Origin of the sequence: Chitiniphilus purpureus, from assembly GCF_025642115.1 — a bacterium.
GTDB lineage: Bacteria > Pseudomonadota > Gammaproteobacteria > Burkholderiales > Chitinibacteraceae > Chitiniphilus > Chitiniphilus purpureus.
The window spans coordinates 2,631,489-2,646,079 of sequence record NZ_CP106753.1 but is presented as its reverse complement, the minus strand read 5'-3'; the positions used below and the strand labels follow the sequence as shown (position 1 = coordinate 2,646,079).

The following is a 14,591-nucleotide window of genomic DNA, read 5'->3' as shown; positions in this document are numbered from 1 at the left end:
GGCCAGTGCACGCCCGCCGGTAGTCGTGTTGCAACACCTGATAACAGAACCACAGCAGCTTGCTGCCAACAAGGAGAGCACTCAATGAACAAGATTGCAGCCGCATTGCGCTTGATCGGTGTGGGGAGTCTGGCCCTCATGACCGGACAGGCATTGGCATCGGGCTATCATTTCGGGACGCAAAGCGCGAGCAACCAGGGTGTGGCCAATTCCGGCGCCGCTGCCGCCAGCGATGCCACCACCATCTTCTACAACCCGGCCGGCATGACGCGGCTGGAAGGCACCCAGTTGAGCGGCGTGCTCAACGTGATCATCCCCGATGGGGAATTCACCAACAATGGCAGCACCAGTGGGGCAGGGCGGCCGATCGCGGGCAACAACGGCGGCAATTTCGGGGTGACCACGCCGGTGCCGCATTTCTATCTGACCCACCGCTACAACGATGCGCTCACCTTCGGGGTCGGGGTGTTCGTGCCGTTTGGCTCGCATAGCGATTACGACGAAGGCTGGGCCGGGCGCTACAACTCGCTGGAAAACGAAGTCAAGACCGTCAACATCAATCCGTCGTTCGCCTACCGGGTCAACGACCGGTTCTCGATCGGCGGCGGCGTCAGTGTCCAATACATCAAAGGCAAGCTGTCCAAGGCGCTCGACCTTGGAACCGGCACCATCAGCAGCCTGGTGCAGAGCAATCGGCTGAGTGCGCCCCAGGCGCAGGCGCTGTTGCCGGTGATGGGCGCCAATCCGACCTACGACGGCAAGGTGGTGGTCGAAGGCGACGACATCGGGTACGGCTTCAACCTAGGCGCGCTGTTCATGATTTCGGAGGACACCCGCGTCGGCGTTGCCTACCGCTCGCGTATCCGGCACACGCTCGAAGGGGATGCCGATTTCTCGGTGTCGCAGAATTTCGCCAGCAGTCCGCTGGGCGCGGCCGGTGCGCTGGTGCAGGCATCACTCAATTCCCAGTACCGCAACACCTCGGCGCGGCTGAATATCGATACCCCCGAGTCGTTCTCGATCAACGGCTACCACCAGATCAATCCACAATGGGCGGTCATGGCCGACTACACCCGCACCCGCCATTCGCGGCTCAACGAGATCCGGGTGCAGCTGGAGGGCCCGCTGCCCGATTCGGTGGTTGAAACCAAGTGGTTCGACACCAACCGTTATTCGGTCGGCACCACGTATCGTCCCAACGAAAAATGGCTGCTGCGCGCGGGCCTTGCCTATGACGAAGCGCCCGAGGACGACAACAACCGCATTCCGGGTATTCCGGACAGCGATCGCACCTGGGTGGCGGTGGGGGCCAACTATGCGATCAATGCGCACAGCTCGGTCGATGTCGCGGCGATCTACGTGATGCTAAAGGACGCATCGATCAACCAGACCGATCTGTCCAACAACTCGACCGTGCGCGGCGACTACGACGTCAGCTCGACCACGCTCGGGGTGCAGTACAACTACCGCTTCTGAGGCGGCGGCAACACCAGCCGGTGCGGCATCCCGCACCGGGTTTCCCCATTTCATTGCGAGGTTGCAAGTCAAACATGGCCAATACCGTGCATATCCGCCGCGTCGCGGTGCTGGGCGCGGGCGTGATGGGTGCGCAGATCGCCGCCCATCTCGTCAACGCCGGGGTCGAGACCTTGTTGTTCGATCTGGCCGCCAAGGAAGGCCCGGCCAACGGCATCGTGCTCAAGGCGCTCGACAACCTCAAGAAGCTCAAGCCCGCGCCGCTGATGTCGGCCGGGCGGGCCGATCTGATCGAGCCTGCCAACTACGACAGCGATCTGGAACAGCTGCGCACATGTGATCTGGTGATCGAGGCGATTGCCGAGCGGCTGGACTGGAAGCTGGCGCTCTATCACCAGATCGCGCCGCATCTGGCCGGGCACGCGGTGCTGGCCACCAACACCTCGGGGCTGTCGATCCAGGCACTGGCCGACGGGGTACCTGACGCATTGCGCACGCGTTTCTGTGGCATCCATTTCTTCAATCCACCGCGCTACATGTATCTGGTCGAGTTGATTGCGCTCGCCAAGACCGACCCCACCTTGCTGGACAACCTGGAAACCTTCCTGGTCACCCGACTGGGCAAGGGGGTCGTGCGCGCGAAGGACACACCGAACTTCATCGCCAACCGCATCGGCGTGTTCTCGATGCTGGCGACCATCCATCATGCGCAGCGGCTGGGGTTGCGGTTCGATGTGGTCGACGATCTGACCGGGCCGCGCCTGGGCCGGCCCAAGTCGGCCACGTTCCGTACCGCCGACGTCGTGGGCCTTGATATCTTCGCCCACGTGGTCAAGACCATGACCGACCATCTGCAGGACGATCCGTGGGCCCGCTACTACGCGATCCCTGATTGGCTCGGCAAACTGATCGCACAAGGCGCACTGGGCCAGAAGACCAAGGCCGGCATCTACAAAAAGGAAGGCAAGGATCTGTTCGTGCTCGACCCGCAATCGGGGCAGTATGTGCCGGCCGGGCAGAAGGCGAGCGACGAGGTCAAGGCCATCCTCAAGCTTGACGACCCAGCTGCCAAGGTGAAGGCACTGCGCGAGTCGGACCACCCCGAGGCGCAGTTCCTGTGGGCCTGCCTGCGTGATGTATGGCACTACGTCGCCACCTTGCTGCCGACCATTGCCGATTCGGCGCGCGACATCGACTTCGCCATCCGCTGGGGTTTCGGCTGGAAGCAGGGTCCGTTCGAGTTGTGGCAGGCCGCCGGCTGGAAGGTCGTGGCCGATGCCATCAGGCAGGAGATCGCTGCCGGACAGGCCATGAGCGATGCGCCGCTGCCTGCCTGGGTGTCGCGGCGTGATGGCGTGCATGAAGCAGCGGGCAGTTACAGCGCTGCCCGCGATACGCTGGTTGCGCGCTCGCCGCTGCCGGTTTATCGGCGCCAGCTCTATCCCCCGCAACTGGTGGGCGAGGCTGCGCCGGACTATGGCGAGACGGTGTTCGAGAACGACAGCGTCCGCATGTGGCTGCCGCCGGCCCGCACGGGCGGCAGCGATGTGCCGGTGCTTACCTTCACCACCAAGGCGCATGCGGTCGGCCCCAATGTCCTGGCCGGCATCCAGGAGGCGATCCGGATCGCGGAGGCGCGTTTTCCGGGGCTGGTGCTCTGGCATCCCGAAGCACCGTTCTCGGTGGGCGCCGATCTGACCAGCATGGGCCCGGCCTTCATGACCGGGGATTTCGGTGCCATCGAAAACATGGTGGCCGAATTCCAGAACACCTCGATGGCGATCAAGTACGCCAAGGTGCCGGTGGTCGGTGCAGCGCAAGGCTATGCCTTTGGCGGCGGCTGCGAATTCCTGATGCATTGTGCCCGGGTGGTCGCCGCGGTCGAGACCTATATCGGCCTTGTCGAGGTCGGCGTCGGCCTGCTGCCGGCAGGCGGCGGCTGCAAGGAGTTCGCGTTGCGCGCCGCGCGCGAGGCCAAGGGTGGGGACATCCTCGCCGCCCTCAAGGATTACTACATGGCGATGGCGACTGCCAAGGTCGCGACCAGTGCGGAGGAGGGCCAGGAAATCGGCTATCTCAAGCACGCGGATATCGTGCTGTTCAACCCCAACGAGCTGCTGTACGTGGCCCAGGCCCAGGTACGCGCGCTCGCCGCTGCGGGCTATCGCCCGCCGGTGAAGCCGCGGGCCTTCCCGGTTGCCGGCCGCACCGGGGCAGCCACGATCAAGGCCCAGCTGCTCAACATGCTCGAAGGCGGCTTCATCTCGAAGTACGACTTCCATATCGGCGTACAGATCGCCGAAGTGGTCACCGGTGGCGATGTCGAACCTGGCACCCTGGTGGACGAGGCGTGGATCCTCAAGCTGGAGCGCGAGCGTTTCATGGGCCTGCTCAAGCGTGGCAAGACCCAGGAACGGATCATGTACATGCTGGAGAACAACAAACCGCTCCGAAACTGATCATCAAGCTACTGCGGCGGCGCATGGCTGCGTCGTGCGGTACGCGCAATCCTCATGGACAACAGTCCAATCCGGGTTGCTGCGCTCCTGCTCCTTGCCCTGCACCGCCTTGCTACGCTCTTGCTGACCTGTTTCCAGCCCGATTTGAATCAGGGTGGCTGTGCCGCCTAGATATTAGGAGCTCTGCAATGAGCAAACAGATTCAGGAAGCCTACATCGTCGCGGCGACGCGTACGCCGGTGGGCAAGGCCCCGCGCGGACAGATGCGCAACGTAAGGCCCGACGACATGCTGGCGCATGTGATCCGAGGCGCATTGGCGCAGGTGCCCGGTCTTGACCCGGCCCGCATCGAGGATGCCGTGGTCGGTTGCGCCATGCCCGAAGCCGAGCAGGGGATGAATGTGGCGCGTATCGGTGTGCTGCTCGCCGGCCTGCGGCACGAGGTGGGCGGTGTCACGATCAACCGTTTCTGCTCGTCCGGCATCAATGCGGTGGCGATGGCCGCCGACCGGATCCGGCTGGGTGAGGCCGATGTGATGATCGCCGCCGGCACCGAGAGCATGTCCATGGTGCCGATGATGGGCAACAAGGTGGCATTCAACCCGGAGATCTTCGCCAAGGACGAAAACCTCGGCATCGCCTACGGCATGGGCCTGACCGCCGAAAAGGTCGCCGCGCAATGGCAGGTGAACCGGGAAGACCAGGACGCCTTCGCGCTGCAGTCGCACCAACGCGCGCTTGCGGCCATCGAATCGGGTGCCTTTGCCGACGAGATCACCCCGCTGCAGGTCACCTACCGCGTGCCCAACCTCGCCACCGGCGAAGTCGAGCTGGTGCACAAGACCTTGAGTACGGACGAAGGGCCGCGCCGTGATACCAGCGCCGAAGGGTTGGCCAAGCTCAAGCCGGTGTTCGCGGCCCAGGGCTCGGTCACCGCCGGCAACAGTTCGCAGATGTCGGATGGCGCCGGCGCACTGATCCTCGTGTCTGAGAAGATCCTGAAGGAATACAACCTGACGCCGCTCGCCCGCTTTGTCACATTCGCCGTCAAGGGTGTGCCACCGGCCATCATGGGCATTGGCCCCAAGGAGGCGATCCCGGCCGCGTTGAAGCTGGCCGGCCTGCAGCAGGACGACCTGGCCTGGATCGAGCTGAACGAGGCATTCGCGGCCCAGGCACTCGCGGTCTGCCGCGATCTGGGGCTGGATCCGGCCAAGGTCAATCCCAATGGTGGGGCGATTGCGCTGGGCCACCCGCTCGGCGCCACCGGCGCCATCCGCGCCGCCACCCTGATCCATGGCATGCGCCGCCGGCACCTGGCCGGCCGGTACGGCATGGTGACCATGTGCATCGGGACCGGCATGGGGGGCGCAGGGGTGATCCAGCTGCTATGACCACGGTGGGGCGGTGGATGCGCCCGGTGGTACCGATGTTTCCGGATGTGGTGATGGCCCGTGGCGCGGTATCGCCCACGGGCTTTTTTCCAGCGCCCTGGGCGCATGCCGATGGAGGAGAAACCCGATGACGACGCTGAAACAGAATGTGCTCGCCGCTGTGCTGGTGATCGCAGTTGCCCAGACGCAAGCGGTGGAGCTGGCTGGCCAGCAAGTCCCGGACAGTGTGGCACTTGCTGGCCAATCGCTGGTGTTGAACGGCGCCGGTGTACGCACCCGTATCGTGGTCGATGTGTACGTGGCGGCACTCTACACCAGCGCCAGGACCGGCGATGCGCAGGCCGTGCTGCAGGCCACGCTGCCACGCCGCATGGAACTGCGCATGCTGCGTGATGTGGCTGCCGATGCCATGCACGAATCGTTGGTCGAAGGGCTGGCGGACAACGTGGGCCAGGCCGGGCTTGGCCAATACGCCCGTCAGCTCGACGCGTTGGACAAGGTGTTCCGGGAAGTGCAGGCCGTGCAGAAGGGGGATGTGATCCAGCTTGACTTCCTGCCAAGCCAAGGTACCCGTATCACCGTGCGTGGCAAACGTTATCCGGTGATTGCCGGAGACGATTTCGCCGCGGCCATGCTCTCGATCTGGCTAGGCAATGACCCGGTACAGGGCACGCTCAAGCGCCGCCTGCTTGGCGGATGAGCTTGCCACGGCGGCATTGCGTCATACCGGTGCGGGCCGACTTGGAGTCGGCCCTTTTTCATGGCAGTAGTTTTGCTACGAGTTCCGTTTTGGTGCCGTTACTTTTCACTACGAGATAGTCATTGATTTGCAAAGGTTATTACAAGGAAGAAGTAGTAAGTTACATTGTGAAACGCATCTATATACGTAGTTTTTCTACAAAACCACTTGCGTTGCGAATGTAGTTTTGGTAAAGTTCGTTTCGTGGTCAAACAAGACCGCACCACTGAAGGTCATCCGGACCCACAAGGAGAAGGAACAAAATCATGCGTACTTTGCTCACGATCATCCGCAACGTTGAAGCTGCTCAGCGTCTGCTCGTCAAATCCTACGGCTGGCGGTTGACGCTGGCCCGTTGATCCCCCGGCGCCGGGAGGGTTATCCCAGCGCACTGTAGTACCGAGCTTTTCTAGGCTTCCTGCGGTCTTTGACCGCTTATCGACTCCTCCATCCTCTACCCAGCCCGCAAGTCGCCAAGCTTGCCTGCTGGGTGTTTTTTTATGCATGCCCGGCGCGTATCACGGCTGTATGCCGCCATGCTTTCCGATGCTGCGCGCAATGCAACAGCTGTAGGCGCTGTCTGATGGGCCCGCCGTCAGTTATTCGGTACAGTAAGCGCTTTCCAAACGCGCCCCGCCCATGCCGCTTCCCCATACCTGCTTTGCATCCGCCGCTGCCGCACTTGTGCTGGCATTGCCGGCCATGGCGCAGGAAGCGGGTTACACGGTGGAGATCCGTGGTCCCGGTGAGGCGGTGCAGTTGCTGGAGCGTTACCTGGACCTGTACAAATGGCGCAGCCGCGGCATCGAGCTGGATGAGCTGCGGGCCGTGATCGAGCGGACGCCGGCCGATGCCCAGGCCCTGCTCAACACGGCCGGCTATTTCGATCCTCAGGTCAGCGCGCGCCTGGAAGGGGAGCCGGGGCGTTACCGGGTTCGGGTGGACGTGACGCCGGGGCCGCCGACGCAGGTCCGCCGGATCGAGTTGTCGCTGCAGGGCGAGATCGATGACGATCCCGCCTACCGTGAGCGCTTGCTGCGCTATCTGCAACGGGACCCGGCGCTGGGGGAGGGCAGGCGCTTCACCCAGGGCGGCTGGAGCACCTACAAGCGCCGGGCGCTCAATGCATTGCAGTTTCAGCGTTATCCGGCCGCGCATGTCGTCAAGAGCGAAGCACGGATAGAGCCGGCCGCCGCCGCCGCCGACCTGACGCTGGTCCTGAACAGCGGCCCGCTCTATCGCTATGGCGAAGTGACCGTCGATGGTCTGTCACGCTATCCGGAAAGCCTTGTCCACGACCAGGTGCGGATCGATCCGGGCGATGAATTCAAGCGCAGGGATCTGCAGAAGCTGCAAAGCGATCTGCAGGACATGCCGCACTTTTCCACAGTCATTGTCGAGCCGGTGCTCTCCGGCGACGCGCCTTACCTTGCGCCGGTGCATGTGACGGTACAGGAGGCCCCGCTGCACAAGCTCACGCTCGGGGTGGGCTACAGCACCAATACCGGCTTTCGCGGCGAAGTCTCGCATCGCTACAACAATGTGGCGGGACGCGGCTGGGTCCTGGACAGCCGGGTCAAGCTCGAACAGTTGGAACAAAGCCTGGATCTGGGTCTCACTTTCCCCAAAGAGGCCAACGGCTATACCCACCGGGTGTACTTCAGCGGCGAGCGCTCCACGTCGAACAATCTGGATTCGGATACCTATAAAGCCGGCATCTCGCGTGCCACCAAGGGTGATCGGATCGACCGCACCATCACACTGGAATACCTGACCGAGCGGCGTGAACTCGACGACGGGACCACCGAGAACCCGCAGACGCTGGCGCTCGGCGTCCAATGGATAAGACGTGAGCTGGACAGCCAGCGCAACCCGCGCGATGGTTCAGTCCTGCAATTCGAGGCAGGCGGTGGGGTCAGGGGTGTGCTGTCGGACGAGACCTTCCTGCGGCTGTATGGGCGCGGCACCCACTATTGGCCGGTGGGCGACAAGGGCGTTGCCATCAGCCGGCTGGAACTGGGGCAGACACTGACCCAGGACAGGGGCGGCGTGCCCACTGACTTCCTGTTCCGTGCCGGCGGCAGCCACAGCGTGCGGGGCTACGACTACGAAAGTCTGGGCGTGGCGCGTGGCGGGTCGATCCAAGGCGGGCGTGTCATCGCCACGACGACACTGGAGTATCAACACGCCGTCTACCGCGATTGGCGCGCCGCAGTCTTCGTCGACCATGGTGACGCTGCCGATCGATGGGCCGATTACTCGGGCAAGACCGGCGTGGGGCTCGGCGCACGTTGGGTAAGCCCGGTCGGCGTGCTTGGGGCCGATGTCGCGTATGGGCTGGATGCGCAGCAATGGCGCGTCTACTTTGCGTTGGGGATGGCGTTCTGATGACCGATCCCATGCCGCCCGCCGAGACCACGCCAGCGTTGCCCACCCGGCGTCGCACGCTGCTACGTGTGCTGCTCTGGGCAACCCTGGCCTGGGTACTTGCCTTGCCGGCACTGCTTTACCTCGGTGCGCAATGGCTTGACCAGCCCGGCGGCCGCGCATGGCTGATCGAGCGCATCAATCGCAGTGCGACGGTGCGGATCACGGCGTTGGAAGGCTCGCTCTGGCGGGATTTCAACGTCCGCGGCTTGGTGGTGGATACCAAGGCGAGCCGGATTGCCATCGACCGCTTGCATGTGCAGTGGGCACCGCGGGCGCTGTTGCAACGCATGGTTTCGATTGGCCTGGTCGAGGCAGGCGAAGTACGGGTGCACAGCAAACCGCAGCCACCGGATCGGCCCACCACCCCACCGCCGACAAAGCTGACCTTGCCGATTGCCGTGCATGTGGGGCAACTGCGCGCCGGTCGGGTCCGGATAGAGGCGTCAGGCGTCGACCTCAAGGCGATCCGTGCCCGGTTCGATAGCGACGGCAGCGTCCACCGCCTGGTGGTGCAACAACTGCGCACGCCGCGCGGCCTGGCGCAGGCACAGCTGCAGGTCACCGGACTTGCGCCGTTCGCAGCCGCCGGTCGCCTGCGTTTCCAAGGTCAGATTGAAGACTATGACGTCGATACCGATCTGGCTCTGTCGGGCAGCCTGCGTGACCTGGGCGTGCAAGGTCGGGTCGGCGGCGAGCGGCTGCGGGCGCAGATCAAGCTGCGTGCCGACGTGTTCGCACCCTATGTCTACGCCATGCTGCGTCAGGCGCAGCTGAGCGCATCGCATGTCGATCCGGCCGCACTGCGTCCGGGATGGCCGCAGGGCGACCTGGAATTGCGCCTTGACCTGGCACCCACCCGCGACGGCGCAAGCGGGCGGCTCACGGTGCGCAACCAGGGGGCAGGGCGTCTTGATGCACAGCGTATCCCGCTGCTCCGGGCTGACGCCGATTTCACGCTGGGCACCGATTGGCTGGCGCTGCAGCGGTTGGATGCGTCCTTGCTCGGCTCGGCTGTCGTCAAGGCCCATGGCCGCTTCACGCGTGACCGGTTGCAAGCCAAGCTCACCTTGCAGGCACTTGATCTGGCCGCCCTGCGGGAGGGGCTGCCGCACAGCGCTGTGGCCGGCCTGATCGATCTTTCAGGGCCGTATCGCGCGCCGGATGTGGTGGCCAAGCTGGTCGACGCACGCGTACAGGGACGGCTCTGGGCCGAACTGGGCTGGATCGAGCCGGAGCGGCAACGTCGGCTCGCGCTGCGCAAGCTGATGCTGGCACGTGGCAAGAGCACCTTGACCGCCATCGGCGAATTCGGGTTCGAACGGCAGGATTTCGTCCTGCATGCCCAGGCCAGTCACTGGAATCCTGCGGACTACGCACCCTGGCCGGCGGGCGACATCAGTGGCAAGTTCACCATGCAAGGCGAACTCAGGCCGCAACTCAATGTGAATGCACAGTACGCGCTCAAGCCCAGCCGCTTCAACGGACGCGCCTTGGCGGGCGAGGGGCGGCTGACGCTCGATCTGCATCAGGTCCGCCAAGCGGACCTGTGGCTGGCGCTGGGGGACAACCGGGTCACGGCCAAGGGCGCACTCGGGCGGCCGGGGGACGAGCTGCAACTGGCGCTGGCGCTGCGTGATCTGACGCAGGCCGGACCCGACTTCAGCGGCCGCGTGATTGGGCAGGTCCTGGCGCGGGGAGACTGGCGAGCGCCCTGGCTGCAGACCGACCTGGCGATCGAAGGGTTTGCCACACCATGGGGCGTCGCAGCCCGATCGGCCCAGCTCAAAGCTGAGCTCTACCCGGATCTGGACCGGCCGTTCAATGTGGCCTTGCAGGCGGATGGCGTGACCGGATTCGGTGCGGCGCTGCAACAGGCAAAGGTGACCCTCACCGGCACACGGGCACGCCATCATGCGGTGATCGATGCCCAGGGCAACTACAAGGAACGGCCGTTCGCCCTTGCATTGACGGCCGATGGCGCCTTGGATGCGGCCTGGAACTGGGCAGGGCGCTGGCAACGCTTCGAAACCAGCGGGCCGATCGCGGTCCGGTTGCTGTCGCCGGCTGCGGTGCGCCTGGGGCCGGCCGGTGTCGGTCTTGCCGATGCGCGTTTCGATGTTGGCAGCAGCCGGATCGAGATCGCCAGGTTGGATTGGAAGAACGGGCGGCTGACGACTCGCGGCAATGCGCCGCGTCTGGCCGTTGCGGAATGGCTTGCACTTGCAGCGGTGCCGCCAGAAATCGAAGCCGATCTGGTCCTGGCCGGACAATGGGATCTACGTGTCGACACCGCACTGCATGGGCAAGCCACGTTGCGGCGGGTATCCGGCGACCTGCGCCGGCGTGTCGGCCGCCAGACGCAGGCACTGACACTGACGCAGTTCGATGCCCAGCTGCGCGCCGAGAATTCGCTGACCACACTGCAGACAAGCGCAGCCAGCACCCGCTTCGGGCATCTGCGCATCGATGCGCGGACGCTGCTGGATGCACAGGCTTGGCGCATCCGGCCCGACGCCGACCTTGCACTGCACGTGCAAGGGGATCTGCCGGATCTGGCACAAGTCGCGCCATTGATCAGCGACAGCGTTGCACTGGCCGGGGCGCTCAAGCTGGACGTGCGCCGCAGCGGCCCTTTGCACGCGCCGACATTCGATGGCTGGCTGGCCGGCAGCGCACTGTCGGTGCATGACAAAAGCACCGGCATCCGGCTGCGTGATGGCGAGGCTCGGCTGACCCTGAGCGAGCGCCGTATCCGGCTCGATACCTTCCGTTTCCGTGGCGGCAGCGGCACCCTGACCGCGGGCGGCACGGTCGACCTGCGCCAGGACGGCGCCGATGCGCAGGCCGTGTTGCACGCCGAACAGCTCTTGCTCGTCAATCGGCCGGACATGCAACTGGTGTTGTCGGGCAAAGGCGAAATCAAGTACGGGGCAGGGGGCATCTCGGTCAGCGGCAACCTGCGCGCCGACCGCGGCAACATCGAATACCGTGGCAACGATGTGCCGATGCTGTCCAGCGACGTGGTGATCGTGGGACGCGAGCGGCAGGAAGCCCCCAGCCCGCTCAAGCTGGCCGATCTGGTATTCGACGTCGATCTGGGCGAGAACTTCCGCTTCCGAGGCTACGGGCTCGAAGCACAGCTGTCCGGCGCGCTGCGTTTCCGCGCCAGCCCGGAACGGGCATTGTCGGCCAGCGGGGTGGTCAAGGTGGACGAAGGCACTTACCGGGCCTACGGCCAGAAACTGGACATCGAACGCGGCATCCTGTCGTTTGCCGGCGTGATCGACAACCCCGGGCTCGACATCCTGGCGGTACGCCGCGGCGGCGCGGTGGAAGCGGGTGTGCAGGTAAAAGGCAGCGCGCAATCGCCGCAGGTGACCCTGTATTCCGACCCCAATGTGCCAGACAACGAAAAACTCGCCTGGTTGCTGTTCGGCCACGGCGCCGATGCCATGGACAAGGGCGATGCTGCCGTCATGGTGCAGGCACTCAACGCCATCCTGACCGAAGGCAACCCGGGCGAAGGCTTCACTGACCAGTTCCTGGAGACCCTGGGGATCGACGAAGTCGGTTTCGCATCCGAGGAACGGGCCGACGGCACTACTTCGCAAGTCGTCTCGGTCAGTAAACGCCTGGGCAACCGTCTGCGCGTGGCATTGGAGAAAAGCTTCGACGGACTGTCGGACGCGATCTCGCTGACCGTGCTGCTCTCACGGCGCTGGTCGCTGGTGACCCGCTTCGGCACCGACGAGAGCAGCACGGACATGCTGTATACGGTGACGTTTGATTGAAGCGCCATTAGCAACCCCCGATGTCCAGTGGTCAGTCAGAAGCAGGACAGGGCGCGTGCCGCGGCAAGTGTCACGTCATAGCCACTCTAAGTAGGCTAGCTCCTTGGGTAGGCTTGACCGGCAATTCATACAGTAATGATCCTCGGTCACTGTTATCCTGTTATCTAACTTTACATAATATACAGAAACAAAGTTCGCATTTCTGTAAGAATTAGTTGTCCCTGCATCTGACCGTGAGGGCGTTCCGAGCAGGGCTAGCGCCGTAGCCACGGCCAAGACAGACGAAACGCCTTTCGTAGAGAAACTACGTTTTACATCTTCCCAGTAGCCGCGTCGTTCTTCAGTTTTTGCGCGTTCTGCTTCGATGATCGCGAGCAACTCGCGCGCGTCCACCTTCAGGATTTTCTGTAGTTCCATCAGTGCATAAGCGTCTGGTGCAGTGCGTTTTATGCGCCAAGAGCTTACGGCTCCTCTTGTTACTCCCATCGCAAGCGCTAGCTGGTTGTCGCTCTCTTTCCCGAGCGCCGCTTTTGCTGCGTCCAAAATTTCGTCAAGCGTTTCCATGGGGCTCCTGTATTCAAGTGTTGACGTATACGTCTGTATACATCTAGGGTGTGCACATCTGTTGACACGGTAGCACGCCATGCAAGCTGCTCGCAAAACCCTGCGCCTGCTCTGCGCCATTTGCCCAAGCCTGGGCGAGCTGTTCCTTGTGCTGTGCCTGATCGCACAAGTAGTGGCATCGGCGTTTGATCTGATCCCGTTTCCGGTTTGGGCTGCTGCACTGTTCGTCGTCATTTGGGTGTGGTCCGTCCTGGTCCGTCTTCTCCACTACTTCCTTTGGTGGAGCTTCCGGTAATGCCCCGCAAGAATCGTCCCTTAGAGCCGCTCGTATCTCGTGATCAAGAAAACCGTGTCCGTCACGAAACGATGGCGCGGCTGTCCGCTCGCCCTGCGCCTGCAACATGCCTGATGCCGCCTCGCCCGCAGTTTGAGCACGTCCACGGCTCGGCCGTGGGTCCGCAGTTGGTGGCTGAGGTGACCGCCGCTAGGGCGGTGCGGGCAGCGCGGGAGCGCGACAGCGCCGCCAGCGGCGGGGGCCTTCCCCCCCACACTAACAGGGGGGAAAAGGCCCAGGCGGACGCCGGCGTGGCAGCGGTCGTCCAGCACGAACTCGAACATATCGAGCTGGTGATTTCCGATTCCGGCGATGTGCTGCTTGTCCCTCGGCGCTTCGGCTATGGCGACGATGCGGCCTTTATCGATTGGCTGCATATCACCATCCATAAGGACACGGCGCTGCGCTATAGCCCGGTCCCGTTTGTGACCGAAGAGGATTTGGTTATGGCGCTCAGCCTGCGCCTGGAAACCATCCTCGGCTATGGCGTTACCGATGCAAAGCCCAACGGCCACAACTACTACAAGCGCACGTTCACCCTGGGCGACAACTGGGGCACGGTCAGCATTGGTGGCCAACAGGACACGATCATGGTTGCCGTGTTCGGCTCGGGTCTTGCTGCAGCCGCTCCAGGGTGGGAAGCGCGCATGCACCAGTTCTTGGCCGATGAGGCTATCCGGCCGCGCATCACCCGCGTTGATCTCTCGTTTGACGATATCCAGGGCCAGTTCTACAGCGTCGACCAAGCGCACGCCGATTGGGTAGCGGGGCACTTCACGAACGGCGGCCGCAGGCCAGCCGGAGAACGGCGAGGGGATTGGGATTTTCCGAATGGGGCAGGGCGCACCATGAACATCGGGAAACGCGATTCCGGTCGTATGTGCCGTGTGTACGAAAAGGGCATGCAACTAGGTCATAAATGGCATCCCTGGACGCGCGTCGAAGTTGAGCTGAAAAGCGAAGGCTACCTGATCCCCTTTGACGTGCTGCTTCGGGCTGGCGCTTATCTCGCCGCTTCCTATCCGGCTTTGCATTGGATTGCCGAACAGAAAGCCGACCGCTTGGAATCAGTCAAAAACACCGCTGTGATCAACCTCAACAAGGCAATTGAGATTGTCCGCCAGCAGTTCGGTCACTACCTCTGGATGATTCAAGAGCTTTGCGGTGGTGACGCGCAAACCGCGCTTGATCTGGTATCCCGTCAGGACAAAATCCCGCCTCGTTTCAAGGTTCCGGACTATCAATTCAGCCCGCAACCAATGCATGACGATCAAAAACGCTGGCTGACCGATGTCGAGCTGAAAAAGCTCTACGCCGGAGAGTTAGATTTTGCATGGAAAAAAGCCCCCGCACATTCAGGCGCAATGCGGATTGGTGGCTTAACTGCGCCGCTCCATTGAGGGT

The 14,591-nt window shown here is 63.4% G+C and carries 9 protein-coding genes; 8 read left to right on the top strand and 1 reads right to left on the bottom strand.

Going from position 1 to position 14,591, the window contains the following annotated elements; genetic code table 11:
- Positions 1-84: 84 nt before the first annotated feature.
- The 6 genes from N8I74_RS12305 to N8I74_RS12280 all read left to right on the top strand — a co-directional run bounded on the left by N8I74_RS12305 (position 85) and on the right by N8I74_RS12280 (position 12,289).
- Positions 85-1,476 carry an OmpP1/FadL family transporter gene (locus N8I74_RS12305; protein ID WP_263123401.1) on the top strand — a complete coding sequence of 464 codons (1,392 nt, stop codon included), beginning with the start codon at positions 85-87 and terminating at the stop codon, positions 1,474-1,476.
- Between the two features lie 74 nt (positions 1,477-1,550).
- A complete protein-coding gene (locus tag N8I74_RS12300) occupies positions 1,551-3,935 on the top strand; it encodes a 3-hydroxyacyl-CoA dehydrogenase/enoyl-CoA hydratase family protein (RefSeq protein ID WP_263123400.1) in 2,385 nt (794 codons plus the stop codon).
- A 188-nt stretch (positions 3,936-4,123) separates the two neighbouring features.
- Positions 4,124-5,329, top strand: coding sequence for an acetyl-CoA C-acyltransferase (locus N8I74_RS12295; RefSeq protein ID WP_263123399.1), 1,206 nt, complete (start codon positions 4,124-4,126; stop codon positions 5,327-5,329).
- 127 nt (positions 5,330-5,456) lie between these two features.
- Entirely contained in the window at positions 5,457-6,029 is a 573-nt protein-coding gene (locus tag N8I74_RS12290) for a chalcone isomerase family protein (RefSeq protein WP_263123398.1), read from the top strand.
- Between the two features lie 678 nt (positions 6,030-6,707).
- On the top strand, positions 6,708-8,456 hold the full coding sequence (locus tag N8I74_RS12285) for an autotransporter assembly complex protein TamA (protein ID WP_263123397.1): 1,749 nt from the start codon (positions 6,708-6,710) through the stop codon (positions 8,454-8,456).
- Positions 8,456-12,289 (top strand): translocation/assembly module TamB domain-containing protein, encoded by a 3,834-nt coding sequence (locus tag N8I74_RS12280; RefSeq protein ID WP_263123396.1) that lies wholly within the window; start codon positions 8,456-8,458, stop codon positions 12,287-12,289. The genes N8I74_RS12285 and N8I74_RS12280 overlap by 1 nt, the downstream gene beginning before the upstream one ends.
- A gap of 75 nt (positions 12,290-12,364) precedes the next feature.
- On the opposite strand, the gene N8I74_RS12275 is transcribed toward N8I74_RS12280, so the two are convergent.
- On the bottom strand, positions 12,365-12,853 hold the full coding sequence (locus N8I74_RS12275) for a hypothetical protein (protein ID WP_263123395.1): 489 nt from the start codon (positions 12,851-12,853) through the stop codon (positions 12,365-12,367).
- Positions 12,854-12,932: 79 nt separating this feature from the next.
- Between N8I74_RS12275 and N8I74_RS12270 the strand changes: the two genes are divergently transcribed.
- Together N8I74_RS12270 and N8I74_RS12265 are read left to right on the top strand one after the other, a co-directional pair.
- Entirely contained in the window at positions 12,933-13,148 is a 216-nt protein-coding gene (locus N8I74_RS12270; RefSeq protein WP_263123394.1) for a hypothetical protein, read from the top strand.
- Entirely contained in the window at positions 13,148-14,587 is a 1,440-nt protein-coding gene (locus N8I74_RS12265) for a replication initiation factor domain-containing protein (protein ID WP_263123393.1), read from the top strand. The genes N8I74_RS12270 and N8I74_RS12265 overlap by 1 nt, the downstream gene beginning before the upstream one ends.
- Positions 14,588-14,591 lie beyond the last annotated feature (4 nt).

Excerpts from the sequence above, each read along its gene's own strand:
- N8I74_RS12300 (WP_263123400.1), top strand. The coding sequence starts at position 1,551 with ATGGCCAATACCGTGCATATCCGCCGCGTCGCGGTGCTGGGCGCGGGC.
- N8I74_RS12280 (WP_263123396.1), top strand. The coding sequence starts at position 8,456 with ATGACCGATCCCATGCCGCCCGCCGAGACCACGCCAGCGTTGCCCACC.
- N8I74_RS12270 (WP_263123394.1), top strand. The coding sequence starts at position 12,933 with ATGCAAGCTGCTCGCAAAACCCTGCGCCTGCTCTGCGCCATTTGCCCA.
- N8I74_RS12285 (WP_263123397.1), top strand. The coding sequence starts at position 6,708 with ATGCCGCTTCCCCATACCTGCTTTGCATCCGCCGCTGCCGCACTTGTG.
- N8I74_RS12265 (WP_263123393.1), top strand. The coding sequence starts at position 13,148 with ATGCCCCGCAAGAATCGTCCCTTAGAGCCGCTCGTATCTCGTGATCAA.
- N8I74_RS12275 (WP_263123395.1), bottom strand. The coding sequence starts at position 12,853 with ATGGAAACGCTTGACGAAATTTTGGACGCAGCAAAAGCGGCGCTCGGG.
- N8I74_RS12295 (WP_263123399.1), top strand. The coding sequence starts at position 4,124 with ATGAGCAAACAGATTCAGGAAGCCTACATCGTCGCGGCGACGCGTACG.
- N8I74_RS12305 (WP_263123401.1), top strand. The coding sequence starts at position 85 with ATGAACAAGATTGCAGCCGCATTGCGCTTGATCGGTGTGGGGAGTCTG.
- N8I74_RS12290 (WP_263123398.1), top strand. The coding sequence starts at position 5,457 with ATGACGACGCTGAAACAGAATGTGCTCGCCGCTGTGCTGGTGATCGCA.